Annotated in this window: 6 protein-coding genes and 4 pseudogenes; 5 read left to right on the top strand and 5 right to left on the bottom strand. The window is 67.8% G+C overall.

Annotated features, from left to right (window positions below):
- Positions 1 to 7 precede the first annotated feature (7 nt).
- Positions 8 to 1,087: an ABC transporter substrate-binding protein gene (locus ACFVT2_RS21590; protein ID WP_390020156.1), complete on the bottom strand. Its 1,080-nt coding sequence runs from the start codon at positions 1,085 to 1,087 to the stop codon at positions 8 to 10.
- A 351-nt stretch (positions 1,088 to 1,438) separates the two neighbouring features.
- The gene (locus ACFVT2_RS21585) at positions 1,439 to 1,885 is read right to left on the bottom strand and encodes a hypothetical protein (RefSeq protein WP_390020154.1); all 447 of its coding nucleotides are present in this window, start codon (positions 1,883 to 1,885) and stop codon (positions 1,439 to 1,441) included.
- Between ACFVT2_RS21585 and ACFVT2_RS21580 the strand changes: the two are divergent.
- Positions 1,834 to 2,127, top strand: a pseudogene (locus tag ACFVT2_RS21580) (aldehyde dehydrogenase family protein); the annotation flags it as partial. The gene ACFVT2_RS21585 and the pseudogene ACFVT2_RS21580 overlap by 52 nt on opposite strands.
- On the opposite strand, the pseudogene ACFVT2_RS21575 reads toward ACFVT2_RS21580, so the two are convergent.
- Positions 2,071 to 2,652, bottom strand: a pseudogene (locus tag ACFVT2_RS21575) (transposase); the annotation flags it as partial. The pseudogenes ACFVT2_RS21580 and ACFVT2_RS21575 sit on opposite strands and share 57 nt — an antisense overlap.
- Positions 2,653 to 3,196: 544 nt before the next feature.
- Between ACFVT2_RS21575 and ACFVT2_RS21570 the strand changes: the two are divergent.
- From ACFVT2_RS21570 to ACFVT2_RS21560, 3 genes are all read left to right on the top strand, one after another.
- Complete coding sequence (locus ACFVT2_RS21570) at positions 3,197 to 3,562, top strand: hypothetical protein (protein WP_390020152.1); 366 nt, start codon at positions 3,197 to 3,199, stop codon at positions 3,560 to 3,562.
- Between the two features lie 57 nt (positions 3,563 to 3,619).
- Positions 3,620 to 4,822: a putative T7SS-secreted protein gene (locus ACFVT2_RS21565; RefSeq protein WP_390020149.1), complete on the top strand. Its 1,203-nt coding sequence runs from the start codon at positions 3,620 to 3,622 to the stop codon at positions 4,820 to 4,822.
- A 704-nt stretch (positions 4,823 to 5,526) separates the two neighbouring features.
- A complete protein-coding gene (locus tag ACFVT2_RS21560; protein WP_390020146.1) occupies positions 5,527 to 6,207 on the top strand; it encodes a hypothetical protein in 681 nt (226 codons plus the stop codon).
- A 777-nt stretch (positions 6,208 to 6,984) separates the two neighbouring features.
- Here ACFVT2_RS21560 and ACFVT2_RS21555 read toward each other — a convergent pair.
- Together ACFVT2_RS21555 and ACFVT2_RS21550 are read right to left on the bottom strand one after the other, a co-directional pair.
- A pseudogene (locus ACFVT2_RS21555) lies at positions 6,985 to 7,246 on the bottom strand (hypothetical protein).
- Between the two features lie 450 nt (positions 7,247 to 7,696).
- Positions 7,697 to 7,807 (bottom strand): annotated as a pseudogene (locus ACFVT2_RS21550) (IS5/IS1182 family transposase); the annotation flags it as partial.
- A 418-nt stretch (positions 7,808 to 8,225) separates the two neighbouring features.
- On the opposite strand from ACFVT2_RS21550, the gene ACFVT2_RS21545 reads away from it, so the two are divergent.
- Positions 8,226 to 15,788, top strand: coding sequence for an SDR family NAD(P)-dependent oxidoreductase (locus ACFVT2_RS21545; protein WP_390020143.1), 7,563 nt, complete (start codon positions 8,226 to 8,228; stop codon positions 15,786 to 15,788).
- Positions 15,789 to 15,882 lie beyond the last annotated feature (94 nt).

Genomic DNA, 15,882 nt, shown 5'->3' with positions numbered 1-15,882 from the left:
AGCACGACTAGCCGACCTTGCCCGGGTAGAGGGCCTTGGCGATCGCCTCGACCGTGTCGGCGTTCTCGACCCCGGCGATGGTGGTCTGCTCGGAGCCGATGCGCAGGAAGTGGCCTTCCTTGACCGCCTTCATGCCCTTGGTGGCCGGATTGGTCTCCAGCCACTGCTGCGCCTCGTCGAACGCCTTCTTGTTCGCCGCCGCGCTGCCCCGGTTTCGTACCCCGAGCTGGATCCAGTCCGGGTTCTTGGCGATCACGTCTTCCCAGCCGACCTGTTTGCGGTCGCCGTCGCAGTCGGCGAAGACGTTGCGGGCGCCGGCCAGGGAGATCACCCCGTTGGCGACCTGGCGGTTGCAGATGACGGTGGGCTGCTTGGTGCCGGCCTCGTAGTCGAAGAAGAAGTACGTCGGCCGCTTGCCCTCCGGCGTACCGCCGACCGCCTTCCGCACCGCGTCCACCTTCGCCTTCATCCCCGCGACGAGTTCCTTCGCCTTGGCACTCGTGCCGGTGACCGCGCCGAGCGAGGTGATGTCGGCCTCGACCGCCGACAGGTCCGTCACCGGGCTCTTGCTCCGCGCCGCGCAGGCGGTGGACTTCAGGTAGATGTGTTTGATCCCGGCCGCCTTGAACTCCTCCTCGGTCGGCACATCTCCCATCCCTCCCCCGCCCATGCCCCCCATGGGCGCGAACGTGTCGATGTACAGGTCGGCGCCGGAGCCGAGGAGCTTCTCCTTCGAGATCACGCTCTTGCCGAGCACGTCGACCTTCTGCGCCTGCGCGTCCAGCGCGCCGGGCAGCGCCCCCTTGCCCGGCGGGAAACCGGTGCCGATCACCTTGTCGCCGGCACCGAGGCGGAGCAGCAGCTCCAGGCTGGAGGCGTTGCTGGTGACGATCTTCTTCGGGGCCTCGGAGAAGGTGGTCTTGGCACCCATGCAATCGGTGACGGACACCGGGTAGTCACCGGAGGCGGACTTCCCGGCCTTCCCGTTGCCCCCGTCCGACGCGCCCTTCACCCCGCCCCCGCAGCCCGCCGCCAACAGGCCGCCGAGTACGACGACCGCCGTACCGCCCCACACACGAGAACGCATCGAAACCCTCCAAGATCCACTCAGCAGCGGCGGACGAACCTCCGCCACCCGCTCCAGTAGTCGGGGCGAACGCCCGTCGAGTTCCCAGCTATCGCCACACCGGCTCGGAAAGCCCCTTGGCACGGTTGCCCGGCACGACCGGGTTCGCCGACAGCGAAGATCCGACGGACATCGTCTGAACGCCGTCGTCCGTAAATGCCGGATCGTCGGGATGACGTCCCTGCCGAAGGGAGAACCGGCCGGCCTCGGTGACCTCCGCCCGGACATCCCCACCACTCTTGCTGACCTTCAGCAGGCCACGGTCGCGCAGGGCATGGGCCGAGCGCCGTTCCCCCGGCGCCCACGTCCGGGTCAGGGGGTGGCGGGACTCCGCAGCGAGGCGGTGAGCAGTTCGATCACGCGGCTGTAGCGGGCGAGGAAGTCGACGTGGGCGGCGAGGAGCTCGGGATCCTCCACAGCCGCGGTGACGGTGGGTCCGGGGTGGGCGAGGGGCCACAGCCCCGCGACGAGCATGACGGTCGCCGAGGCCGGTTCTTTCGCGGCCGCTCGATCCAGGTCGGGTCTGCGTGCGTGGATGATGTCGGCGAGCCGGTCGTTATGGGCGAGCGCCCGGCGCTTGAACGTGCGGACCGTCTCCACCGACACCGTGCGTTCCAGCACGCTGGCCAGTACGCTCGCGAGCCCGCACAGCACCGGCCGGGCCGGAGAGCGAGGCGGCGTAGGCGAAGCCACGCCGGAACGGCCACCGCACCGTGGTGCGCCGCGCCCCCGCAGGGGCCGTCGCCGCGGTGATCCCATGGAACGCGCCGCACCAGTCCGCCCTCGTCAAGCTCGTCCCTGCATTGCTGGCGGGCTGCACGGTCATCCTCAAGCCCTCGCCCGAGACGGCCGTGGACGGCCTGCGGCTTGCCGAGCTCCTGGGCGAGGCGGGTTTCCCCGAGGGTGCGGTCAGCGTCCTGCCCGCGGACAGCCGCTACGAGGAGGTCGTCGACGAAGCACATCAGCGGGTGGAACCCGAAGCCGCCTTTGTAGGTGGGTGAGGCCGCCACTTTCTCGGAGTGGCAGGAGATCAGCGTGGCGTCGAGGTCCAGGACCAGGCCGGGCAGTTCGCGTCCGGCGGCGGTCACTGCGGGTATACCCTCCCGGGTCTCGGCGGCTTGCAGCCAGGCGACCTCCCGAGCCGAAGCGCGGGCTGCTCGCATCGAAGCGAGTACGGCCTCGTCGGTGTCCACGAGCAAACGCCAGGCCGTGGGTGTGCAGGCGACCGGGCCGAATACCTCGGCCTGGTCCCGCAGCACGGCCAGATCCGTGATGGCCTCACCCCCACCGGCGAGCATCACAGCGAGATCGGTGGCGATCCGGCCAGGGTCATGAACAGTGCCGCGCGGCCGAAGCGGCCTGAGCGCGGTGGAGTACGCGCCCCTCAGCCCGGTGGCATCGGCAAGATCATCCAGTACCCGTGCCCCGGCGGGCTCGACCACACCCGAACCATCAGCAGAGACATGGAGCTTGGGACGAGAACCAATACCCTGCGCGCAGAAAGTTCCTTCCGCTTGGACCGACAGAACCCCTCGACAAGGTCCATCGTCCCAGTTCAGAAGGCACTTTCGTGCTTCCGCCCCGCGTCCGGACTCATCCCAACCGGAACGGCGAGACCAACACCCCGCAGACCCTGCCCGACGCCGCCCTCAACCACCAACCGCCACACTGAACTCATTCTGAAACGATCAGTTAAAGCCGAGCCGCCACCTACCCCTATCGCACCTCTCAACCAAGGCCACTCTGTTCGTCACGGCGCGCGGCCAGATTCGCATGTGTGCGACAGGTGGGTGGCGTTGTGAGAGGTCCGTACGGAAAACCACAGTCACGCCATCTACATAGGCGCCAACGGGCCTTGCGTCCCTTACTTCAACGGCCGCCACCCGCAGCGCGCGAGTGGCGGCCATTAACGTTTCATCAATTTCTCGGCCAGGCAGGCATGTTGGCCGGATTCTGCCGGCGCTCGCCTAACTGGCAGCCACCGGACCGTACTTGACCAGTGGAAATATACGCGTGTTACTCTCGTCGGCCGAACAGTCCGGGATGTCACATGGGGAGGGGCTGCGATCAGTGTCCGATTCGGGGGAGTTCACGGTCGATGTCGAGGAATTGGGCTCGCTGTCGATGCGCCTGAAGCGCTGCACAGAGTCGATGAAATACGCGAGCGGTGATCTACGGAGCGCAACCGTCAGCGATCTCGGCAACAGTGACATCGACAAGGCGGGGGCAGAGTTCAAGAGCTCCTGGGAATACGGCATCGACCAGATCACCCAGCTGACCGAGGCCATCAAGCAGGGCCTGCAGACCACGGCCCAGGCGTACAACGAGACGGAAAGCGCCGTGCAGCAGGCGCTCGCGAAGGGAACCCGCCAGGGCGGCGGCGGAAACGTTGGGGGTGGTAACAGCGGAGGCACGGCCATCAGCCCGTTCGGATGAGCGACCGGACTACGCGCATGACTCGGATTTCAGTCAACGGCAGTGGGGAAAACAGAAGTGTCGCTTGGTGAGCAGTTATGGGGATACGGGGGCGGCGACCCGTACGAGGACAACGGCAACTTTCCCGGATTGCAGTTCAATCCAGCCCCCGGAGTTCCGCAAGCAGTCAATGACCTGGTCGAGGACCTGAACCGCGCGCAGAAGAACATCACAAGTGCGGCGGAAACACTGCACAACATCAGTGACGGCGGCTGGACCGGCGCCGCCGCGGACGCGTTCCGCGCAAAGACCCAGGCACTTCCCAAGCTGCTGGATGAAGCCGGCAAAAGCTTCGGGCTTGCTCACGGTGTGCTGCAGAAGTGGCAGACACAACTGGGCGTGATGCAGTCCAAGGCACATTCATACGAAACCGATGCCGAGGCTGCCCGAAAGCGCGCCGAACGGGCTGAGAAAAATGAGGACCTGAATCTCTTCCGCTTTGGCGGCATCGGGATGACCGACGCTGAGGCCGCAGAGTCCAAGAAGCGCTACACCGCAGCACTCGACGAGCTCGGTTCGGCGCGCGAGGAACTGGCGGGCATCGTCTCCTCGGCCAAAAACATCCGCAGCCAACATGAGGAACTGGCGGGCACGGTCGCCGCAGTGCTGAAGGCCGCGGGCGAAGAAGCCCCAAAGGAGCCGGGCTTCTTCGACGACCTGAAGCACGCCTTGGGGCAACTGGTCAAAGGTCAGGAAATCCTCTTCCGCTCGGTCTGCCAGTGGGTCAAGGAGCATGCAAACGCCATCTCTGCCGTCGGAGACGTCCTGTCCACAGTCAGCGCTGTGGTAGGCACGATCGGAATCGGGGTCGGCGTGCTGGGCAATGCCCCACTAGCGGCGGAATTCGGGGTTGCGTCGTCCGTGTTCGCAGCCGGAGCACTTGCCCTGCACGGCGTAGCCCGCGCAGCGGGCGGTGAAGACGTAGTTTCGAACCGCACGCTGGCGCAGGATGCGCTGGGCGTGATTCCACTGGCCGCCGGTGCTCGTGTCGGAGGCAAGCTGGGCACCGCGATGCTCAGGAGCCGAGCTGCGGATGGGGCCTCGAATTTCGGTCTCGTCGATTCCTGGGCCAGCCTCTTCGGAGACCCATCCGTGTTCGAGGGTTTTGCGCCAAAGAATCCGCGACAAGCCATTGAGCTGGGGGTCGGCCCCTTGCTCCCTGCGCTCGAAAACGCGTGGAACAAGGGAAGCGAAAAGGATCGGGCTACTGGTGACGGGTGATGATGTTCCATGAATGATGAGGCCATAGCCGCAGGTTTCGATGGAAGGCCGTCCGTCGAGGTCATCCTCACCGGGTTCACAGCACATCGCGTTGACCGCATCACCTGGATCGCCACGGAGCTGGGTTACGCACTCGGCACTGAGGAGATGCAGGGGCGTGGAGCGATCCGATTGACTTTTACACGTGACGACAGTCCGACATCGCACCAACGCGCCCAGGCGGCAATTGCCCGGGTGCAGGCTGCCGGAACTTGGCACGCAGTAACTACGCATCCTTGGTCGGTTGCCCAGGCCCCCGATCCGTCCCTGATCACGCCGTTGCGCGCAGCAAAGGCAGTGCGGGGAGCCAAGGCATACGAAGGATGGCACCCCTCTCAGGTGGTCGTTACGTGTGCTTTCGGGGCCGTCGTGTGCTTCTCGATGGCGTTGGCTGCCCGTGGCTCGGCGATTGTCAGCGTGGGCTCAGGCATCCTCGGGGTCCTGTTCGTGATCGGTTCCATTCTCGGCCCCCGCTACGCGACACGTCGCCGACAAAAGAATCTCGAGCTGCTTGAGAACTTCCGACAACAGGAAGCCGCTCGCTTCTGGGTTCCCCCTCCTCCCCCGCCGCCTCCCCTGCCCCCAGCAAGCCCGCCTTACGACCAGACTGGGAGTTAGCATTGCAATTCACCGTGCCAGCAGGGTTTACTGCCATCCCAATAGGGGTGACCGCCGAAGAAGCGGAGGAAGCGATTGCTGAGAGGATACCCAAGGATACTCTCGGATCGAACCCATCGATGTTCAAAAGCCTGGCGGAAAATATTCACAAGGCGTCTCAGGTACTCGAAAGGTCGGGCGCCTTTTACGCCGGCACGTGCGTGCGAACCTATGACGGTGAACTCTCACTAGGCACCTTACTGGTCACCGTCACGCCTTTCGAGTTCGGCGATACGACCGTGGCCGCAAACGGCATAATTCGCTCGCTTGTCGCCGAACGAGGGGAATCTTGGGCCGGGAGCGTGTTCGACACCCCCAACGGTCCCATAGCCGTGGTGTCGGGGATGAAAAGTTTCCAGATTCCCGTGGAAACATCTCCGTCGAGCGAGGAGCTAGAATTACCTATGGCGGAAATGCAGGCTTTTTTGCCCGTTCCGCAAGGCGTTGAGAATCAGCAGCAGTGTCTCGTCTGTATCAATTTCACGACGCCCGGTAGGGTCCATTGGGACGAGTACTGCTCCGACATTGTGGAGCTACTGTGCAGCATCACTTTCGACTGTCCTGACCGCGCCGCGCCCAGCGCAAGTTCTCAGTCCACGTCAGAGAGTTTACCCGCACTTCCCCCAACGGAACCCACTCCGGGGGACACACGCCTCGATAACGAAACGTCGGCTACTCCTTTCGGCTAAGCATTTCGGCCGGGCTCCTCGCGGGCAGTCCGTCGGGGGCAGGAGGGATGAACCCTTGCACCGCGATAGAAGCAATCAGCCAATACCGCGACGGTCACGCGCACGCCCCCCAATTGCCGTGGTCGTCTTCGCAGCGGGCGCGGCGACACTTACAGTAACGAGCTCTTCGTCAAGAGACGACGTCCAGCCGCGACGGCAGGACGATTCGCGACCCTAACCCGATTCGATCGCCATGGGTTGTTCATCTTCAGGGCATGATCTCCACGGAGTGCATACGCCAAGCGATTATGGCGTTGCGGGGTGGGGCACGACAGTCGAGCCATTGCCGAGGAACAGTTTCTTTTCTTCACCATGCAGAGCATGTCGCACACACGGGATCGGATGTCACTGATATTCACGACATCGCCCTTGCGGATCGTGCCCGCACGTACGGTCATGACTTCGACCAATTGCGCTCTCATGCCGCCTCAACTCTCCTTGGGCCATCTGCCATTCCCTCTGTCAGCGCCGCCTCCAGCAGGCTGGCGAGAAGCTGCACCGCCTCCGGCCTGACCACGCCCAGGCATACGATTCCGTCGCCGTTGACGCTCACGTCAGCCTTGAAGCCGGGGAAGTCCGCGTCCAGGCAGACCGCCTGGAGCTACCGCGCAACGGCGTCTGCGCCCTCCTTCGCTGCCGACCAACCGCGTACGTACGGCACCCCTGGTACCAGGGCCTCCACCCGCTGCGCGCAAACGCCTCGCGGATCCGTCATGTCTCGCACCCTTCGCTTCACGTTCAGTCGGCACGGTCGCCGTATTCGTAGCTGTCAATGGGAGGTTGGGCGGGGTAGCGCAAGGGGCGTTCGAGTGCCTGCCGCAACAGCTCCGAAATCCGCTCAGCCGCTTCAGGAGAGAAGCGACCGAGTTCAATGAACCCCTGACCAAACGTTCATGTCGGCGCGCAGGTATGGGAATTCACGCTCCATCCCGGCAGCGATCAGGACGTCCCGCAAGGCCGCCGCCGCATCGCGAGCCGCTTGCCATTCGCGGCTGTCGATCGGCGACCACTGCGCGGCGTCTGACGGGCTCTTCGCCCGCGTTACGCATCGCTTGGCCCCTGCCGTGACAGCTCGGCCTCCGACACCGCCGAGGCCAGCGAACTCTGTTCCCGCCCGTAACGGTCCGCGCGCTCCACCAGCGCCGACGAGGCGATGAACATGGCCGCCAGGGCTGCAATTCGGGACGGTTAGCCTCCGGAAGCCCTAAGCCCAGAAGTCAGCAAAATGTCAGCATCCGTCGGTCCGCTCCGCGGAGCTGTAAGCCGTCGCGGCGTCGACGGTGAACTGACGTCCATTCAGCGGGATCTCGCATCGGTCGCTGTCATCAGCTGAGCGTGTCCGCGGGTTCGGTGGGAGTCCCGGATGCGGCTCGGGTGGCGCCAACTCGCCGGCCGGCATCAGCGGCCCGCTGGCCGTGGCCCGGTACTCCGTCCGGCCTGCTCCACGTGCCCCGTTGATCACCCGACGATGGTTCGTCCAACGCCCGCCCCGGTCACCGTTCTTCGGTAAGCAGGGCCACAACAAAGCCCATTCTTTGTTCGATAAGTTGCCTCGCCTCATGTCGACCGGAACGGTCGGAACGCTCAGCAGTCACGCGACTCAGCGGACAAGCCCTGGTTCGGGCTCCTCTCACGGCTGACTGGGTCAAGTCCGCACACTTACCCCCACAAGGGTGAATTTATCGATGGTTTTCACCGACCGATCACCTCGCTGGATCAAGTGAAAGTCCTGGCCGGCGAGTTGACGTGGTTTCGCGGTGTTGATGTCGGGGTGAGCAGGGCGTAGCTCTGCCTCTCGTCTCCTTCGTGAGTTTCTTGGAGCATTGCGGAGTCGGCACCACTGGGCAGCGGCGGTGCCATGCCCCGCACGTTTCCTCTCCGCCTCCAGGTGCGTGCCTTTACTCAGGAGGTGTGACGGAGCCTTCGGAGCCACTGCCATTCCCGGTCCGCCGAACCACGGCACCAGGTGAGGAACGCGTATGAGCGCCAGCAACGCCCGAGGCCGGTACCAGCCGATCGCCATTGTGGGAGCCGCGTGCCGATTGCCCGGCGACATCGTCGATTTGGGCGGACTGTGGCGAGCGTTGGAAGAGGGCAGGGATCTGATCGGTGAGGCGCCACCCGAACGGTTCGACGCCACCCGGTTCATCGATACGAGCATGCCGCGCACCGGTAAGAGCTACACCGCTGCGGGCGGTTTCCTCTCCGATGTCGCCTCTTTCGATGCCGAGTACTTCGGCATCACACCGCGAGAGGCGGCGCAGATGGACCCCCAGCACCGGCTGCTGCTGGAGCTGGCCGCGGAGGCGCTGGACGACGCGGCGATCGCCCCGCGAGAACTGGCGGGTTCGGACACCGCGGTCTACGTCGGGATCTGCGATGCGTCGTACGGTGCGCTGCAATTGATGAGGCCGCGCTCGGCGAACGCCTACACCATGGCGGGATCCTCATCCTCGCTGGCGGCGAACCGTCTCTCGCACTGTTTTGACCTGCGGGGGCCCAGTATGGCGATCGATACGGCCTGCTCGTCCTCGCTGGTGGCGTTGGACCGCGCGTGTCGCACATTGTGGGACGGCACCAGCCATACGGCACTGGCCGCGGGTGCGAATGTGCTGCTCAGCCCCTATCACTATGTGGGGTTCTCACAGGCGTCCATGCTCTCGAAGCGGGGCAGGTGCGCGGCCTTCTCCGCCGAGGCGGACGGTTTTGTACGGGCCGAGGGCGGCGGGCTGGTTGTCCTGAAGAGGCTCAAGGACGCACGGGCCGACGGTGATCGGGTGCATGGGGTGATTCTCGGCAGCGGCTCCAACAGCGACGGCCGCACCGCGGGCGTGTCGCTCCCCAACCCCGAGGCGCAGGAAGACCTGTTGCGCGCGATTTACGAGCAATCGGGCGTAAGTCCTGATGAGTTGGTGTATCTGGAGGCACATGGCACCGGCACCCTGGTCGGGGATCCGGCCGAGTGCCGCGCCATCGGCCGTGCGCTGGGCCGCCGTAGGCGGGTGGGGGTGTTGCCGATCGGGTCGGTGAAGTCGAACCTGGGCCACCTGGAACCGGCCTCCGGTATCGCCGGGCTTCTCAAGGCGCTTCTGGTGCTGCATCACGGCACCGCTCCGGCGTCGCTGCACAGCCAACCGGCGAACCCCGACATCGATTTCACCGGTCTGAACCTGGCCCCGGTGGTCAACGCCCTGCACCTGCCGGACGCGGCACGACCTGCGGTGGGGGTCAATTCCTTCGGCTTCGGCGGTTCCAACGCCCACGTCATCGTCGGCGCTGTCCAGGAGGTACCGGGCGCCGCGGGGGCGGCGGAAGGGGTCTCGAACGGCACCCGCCCGGTACTGGTATCGGCACGCACGCCGCAGGCGCTTCGTGGGGCGGTGGCTCGTATGGCCGAACGGCTCGCGAGGGCCGATCCGGATCAGTTCTACGACCTCGCCCACACCGCGACCATGCGTCGCGGCGCGCACCAGCACCGGGCGGTGGTGATCGCGGCCGGGCCGAGGGAAGCGGCCGACCGACTGGCGGACACCTTCCCCGGAGCGGGAGAACCGGGCGAAGCGGCCGAGGAGGCCGAGGAGGCTCACCGAGAGCGCGGCGCGGCGGTCGGAGAGGCGACGGAGCACGGTCGGGTGGCGTTCGTCTTCTCCGGCAACGGGTCGCAGTGGGCGGGCATGGGCGCCGGCCTTCGGGACGGCGACGGGCCCTTCGCCACTGCCCTCGCCGTGGTGGACGCGGCGCTGCTGCCGCATCTGGGCTGGTCGGTGGCGGAGAGGCTGGGCACAGTGACGGAGGCCGAGTTGGCGGCGACCGAGGTCGCCCAGCCGCTGCTGTTCGCCGTGCAGCTCGGTGTGACGGCCGTGCTGCGTGAGTGCGGCATCACGCCGTCCGCCGTGATCGGGCACAGCGTGGGCGAGGTGGCCGCCGCCCATGTGGCCGGGGCGCTGAGCCTTCAGCAGGCGGCGCGGGTCATCGCGGAGCGCTCCCGCGCGCAGACGGCGACCGCCGGGTGCGGCCGGATGGCGGCTCTCGCCCTGCCTCAGGAAGAGGCCGCCGACGTCCTTGTCGATTACCCGGAGTTGGCGGTGGCGGCGGTCAACTCGGACCATGACGTCACTGTCTCGGGTCCCGAGTCCCAACTGCTCTGCCTGGCCGCCGACATGAGCGCTCGGGGCACTGTCTGCACCGTGCTGGAGCTGGACTACGCCTTCCACAGTGCCGCCATGGACGCCCTCCGCGAACCGCTGCTGCGGTCGTTGGACGACGTGACGCCCTCGACGACCCGCCTGCCGCTGTTCTCCACGGTGACGGGAGGGCCGATCGACGGCATCGAGCTGGACGCCGACTACTGGTGGCGGAACGTGCGCGAGCCGGTGCAGTTCGGCCCCGCGGTCGAGGCCGCCGTGGATCACGGTGCGGACGTCTTCCTGGAGATCGGGCCGCATCCCGTCCTGCGGCCCTACCTGCGTCGCATCACAGGCCGCAAGCGCACCGGGACCTCGGCCGTGGTGCCCACGCTCCAGCGTGCCACGGACGGCGGTCAGGCGCTGCGCACGGCAGTCGAGGCGGCGATGGCCGCCGGCGCCGACATCGACTGGACGTCGTACTTCCCCCGCCGGGGCCGGGTGGTGGACCTCCCCGCCTACCCCTGGCAGCGCGAGCGCCACTGGAGCGGCTCCCCGCACGGCTGGGTGTGCAGCAGCGGCAACGGCCAGGTGGAGCACCCGCTGCTGGGGGAGCGGATGCCCGGCCCGCATCCGGTGTGGCACGGCGCCGTCGAACCCGCACTGGTGCCGTGGATGGCCGATCACAGGTTGGCCGGGTCCGTCGTCGTGCCCGCCACCGCCTATGTGGAGATGATCCTGGCCGCCGGTGAGCGGGCGCTGGGCACGGCGGTGTCGGTGGACCGCATGGACATCAGCAACCCGCTGACCCTCCCGTGGGCGGAAGCCTCCAGCGTCCACACCCAGCTCGCGCTCAACCCGGATGACGGAGTGGTGACCATCACCAGCACCGACGAGGACGCCGGCGATCCGCGGCCGCATGTGCGCGCGCGAGTCCGTCAGCGCCTCGGCAGCGCCCCCGGGCCCTTGGACCTGGCCGGCCTCCGGGCCCGCTGCACGCGCCGCATCGCGGCCGCCGACCAGTACAAGTCACTGGCGGAGCGGGGACTGGCATACGGACCGGAATTCCAGGTCCTGACCGAGCTGCACGTGGGGGCGGGCGAGGTGCTGGCCGCCTACCGACACACGGATTCAAAGCACCGGTTCACGGCACATCCCGCGCTGCTCGACGGTGCTCTGCAGGCCGGTGCACCGCTGCTGGACGGGCTCACGGCCGACGGGGACGCCTACCTGCCCTCGGCCTTCAACGCCGTGCACGTCTGGCGTACTCCCGCCGCCGAGGGGCTGGTGCACGTGCGCGAGCGGTCCGGTACCCCGGCCGAAGCGTGCTGGGACATCACCGTCACCGACGAGGACGGTGCCGTCACTGTCGAGCTGACGGGCTGCCGTCTCCGCCGCCTCGCCAACCCCACGCAAGCACCCGTGACCCGGCATCACACCGTGCTCCGCGCCGCCCCACATCCCGACACCCCGTCCGAGTCGAGCCCACTGCCCTCCTCCCGGCTGATCGCCGTCGCCTGCGAGGAGCGGATCGCCGAACTACACCGGTCCTGGCGGTCGTTGTGGGACGCCGAGGCAGCCGAGTTGTGCCAGGAGTACTTCGCGGCATGTATCGCGGCAGCCCTGGAGCGCCTCCTGCCCGATCCTGCCCGCCCCTTCACCCTGGCGGCGCTGACTGAGGCGGGGATGCTGGCGAAGCGCATCCCCTTGCTGGAGACGGAACTGCCGGTCCTGGAGCGACACGGCTTCGTCACCCGCGCGGCCCCTGACCACTGGCTGCTCGCGCCCGCCGAACGCCGGTCTCCGGACCTGTACGGCACACGGTTGTTGGACTTTCCCGCCTCCGTCAACGAGGCAGCGCTCGTGGCACGCAATGGCGCGCGGGCCCTTCCTTTGCTCCGCGGGGAGTGCGACCCCCTGGAGACCCTGACCGGCGAGGGGGCGGGACACGCCCTGGAGCTCTTCTTCGACACCGCGCCCTTCTCCCGCTTCCACAACCGCATCGCGCAGACGCTGGTCGATGAAGTGGCGCGGCGCTGGCCGGCCGACCGGCCACTGCGCGTCCTCGAAGTCGGTGCCGGCACCGGTGGGCTGACCAGTGCCCTGCTTCCCGTCCTGCCGGCCGACCGGACCAGTTACGTGTACACGGACGTGTCCGCGTACTTCCTTCCGCGCGCCCAACAACGCTTCGCGCGCTACGACTTCGTGCGGTACCGCACCTTCGATCTCGACGGGGACCCGGCAGAACAGGGCCTGGCCGAAGGCGGCTTCGACCTCGTGGTCGCCTCCAACGCCCTGCACACGTGCAGGGATCTCACCGCGACGCTGCAACGGATCGCCGTTCTCCTGGCCTCCGGTGGCCGTCTTCTGAGTTTCGAGAGCCACAGCGCCGAGTGGCTGGCCCCCTGGTTCGGGACCCTGGACGGCTTCTGGCACCAGCACACCGACCGTGAGCTGCGCCCGCGCTCCGCCCTGCTGCCCCGGGCGGAATGGCCGCCGCTGCTTCAGCGGTGCGGCTTCACCGACATCACGCACATCGGGGACGAAGGCGAGTCGGACCTCGCCCCCGCCTCCGTCGTACTGGCCACCGCCCCCCGAAGGTCCCCCGTACCGCCCCCCGCGCTTCCCACCGGTCCGGAGAGCGCGGCCTACGTCATCGTCCCGGAAACGCCGGCCGAGGCGCCGCTCGCCGACTCCGTGGCGGAACTGCTCGCGGCGTCGGGACGGCATGCGGTACACCGCGCCCAGGCCGATGAGGACGTGGCAGGGTGGCGACCCGACGGCGGCGAGCCGGCCGAGGAACGCCACCTGATGCTGATCCTGGCCGACACCACACCCTCCGACGTCGGCGGACTCACCGAGCGTGCCGCGCAACGCGCCATTGTGCTGCGCAACTTGGCGCAGACCGCAGGAGGGAACGGCCGCACCTCGCTGTGGCTCGTGACCCGTCCCAGCGGCGCCCTCCCCGCCCCCGAGCGTGTCCAGGCACCCGCCGACGCGGCCGCCTGGGGCATCGCCCGCACGATGGACAACGAGTACCCGGACCTGACTGTCCGACGCATCAGTCTCGACCGGTCCGGCACCACGGTCGACGACGCCCACCGGCTGGCACGCGAACTCCTCGCACCCTCGCAGGAGAACGAGATCCTGCTCACCCGCGGGGGACGCTTCGTCCCCCGAGAGACCCCGCTCCCGGCCACGCCCGCCGATGCTGCGGCCTCCTACACGCTGGACGTCCACAGTCCCGGTCTCTCCTACGCCCTGGCCTGGAAGGCGGCTGAGCCCCGGGAACCAGGCGTCGGGGAGGTCACGGTGGCCGTGCGGGCCGCCGCGCTGAACTACCGGGACGTCATGTCCGTGACCGGATTGCTGCCATCCGAACTCAGCGAAGGGACTCCGTACACAGCGCCCGGCCTTGAATACGCCGGCATCGTCACCGCCGTGGGACCCGGGGTCCGCACGACGACCGTCGGCGACCGCGTCTTCGGCCTCGCGAGCGCGGCACTCGCCTCCCACGTGACCACCCCGGTCGAGGGTCTGTGGCCCCTCCCCGACGGCATGAGCTTCGAGGCCGCGGCGACGCTTCCGGTGGCCTTCTCCACCGTTCACTACAGCCTGGAGCACCTGGCCAGGCTTCGGGCGAACGAGACCGTCCTGATCCACGGTGGCGCCGGCGGAGTCGGGCTGGCCGTACTCCAATTCGCCCGCCTGCGCGGTGCCCACGTCATCGCCACCGCGGGCAGCGAGACCAAACGCGATCTGCTGCGCGTGCTCGGTGCCGAGCACGTGCTGGACTCCCGCACCCTCGACTTCGCCGAAGACGTCAAACGCCTCACCGGCGGGCTCGGCGTCGATGTCGTCATCAACTCCCTCGCCGGCGAGGCCATCGGCCGCAGCCTCGAACTGCTGCGTCCCGGCGGCCGGTTCATCGAACTGGGCAAACGCGATATCTACGAGAACAAACCCCTCTCCCTCGCACCGTTCCGCAACAGCCTCGCTTTCTTCGGCGTCGACCTGCTCGCCCTGATGCACCGTCCCGACGACGCACTCGCCGTGATCGAGGAGGTCGGCGAACGCGTGCGCAGCGGCACCTACCGGCCGCTGCCGCACACCGTGTTCCCGGCGGCCCGGGTGCGCGAGGCGTTCGAGCTGATGCAGCACTCCCGGCACATCGGCAAGGTCGTGGTCGCGTTCGACCCCCTGGACGAACCCCTCACCGTCGGGGCGGAGACCGGCCGCTCCGTCCTGGATCCGCAGGGCACCTACCTCGTGACCGGCGGGCTCAGCGGCTTCGGAGCCGCCACCGCACACTGGCTGGCCGACCGCGGGGCCCGCCACCTCGCCCTGGTCAGCCGGCGCGGCACGGCCGCCCCCGAAGCCCCCGCCCTGCTCGACGCGCTGGCCCGTCGCGGAATCCACGTCACCGCGCATGCGACCGACTGCACCGACGTAGCGAGCATGTCCGCCCTGCTCGACGGCATCGACGCCGGAGGACGTCCGCTGCGCGGCGTGGTGCACTGCGCCATGCACCTCGACGACGCACCCCTGAGCGAACTGTCCGAAGAGCGCCTCGCCGCCGTACTGGCCCCCAAGGCGGGCGGCGCTCTCGTACTCGACCGGCTCACCCGCGACCGGCGGCTCGACATGTTCCTCCTGATCTCCTCGGCCACCGCGTGCTTCGGCAACCTGCACCAGGCCCCCTACGTCGCGGGCAACCTCTTCGTCGAAGCCCTCGCCCGGCAGCGGCGCGCAGCCGGACTCCCGGCGCAGGCCATCGCCTGGGGAGCGCTCGGCGAAACCGGATACGTCATCCGCAACGACCTCACCGCCCAGCTCTCCGCCCTCGGCCTGGAACCCCTCTGCCTCCGTGACGCGTTCACGGCCCTCGACGATCTACTCACCCGCGACACCCCGGTGGCCGGCGTGGGCCGCTACAACTGGGGCAAGGCCCGCGCCCTCCTCCCCACCCTCAACGCCCCACGCCACACCCTGCTGCTCCCCGAGTACAGCGAGGCGGTCGGCGCCTCCCGCGAAGAGATGGTGGCAGCACTGGCTGCCCTGCCCCCCGAAGAGGCCCGCGCCGCGCTACAGGACGCCATCACCCAGCTGCTGGCCAAGGTCACACAGCTGGACCCGGCCGCCCTGGATCCACACCGCAGGATGGACGAGTACGGAATCGACTCCCTCATGGCCGCCGAACTCCTGACGTCGATGCGCCACCAATTCGACATCGACATCCCCCCGATGGAGCTTCTGCGCAGCAACCGGACCATCGACGGCCTCACCACGCTGCTGCACCTGCGTCTCGGCCTGCACAGCGTCCAGCCTTCAGCCGCCGAGCCCATGACCGCGGTCACCGGCCTCCCCACCCAGCAGTCCGCGCCTCCCGAACCCCCCGTGCTGCACGCCCACCACTGAACGCTCCTGCAACGCGGCCAGAAGCACACCCCACCCGCACGTCGACCGTGACCACCCGTATCGCGATCTCGACCTGCGTACCGCGCCGATCACG

This window comes from Streptomyces sp. NPDC058000, assembly GCF_042886435.1.
In the GTDB taxonomy this organism is placed as follows: Bacteria; Actinomycetota; Actinomycetes; order Streptomycetales; family Streptomycetaceae; genus Streptomyces.
Note: the sequence above shows the minus strand (reverse complement) of the source record. Positions and strands in the feature narration are given on the sequence as shown.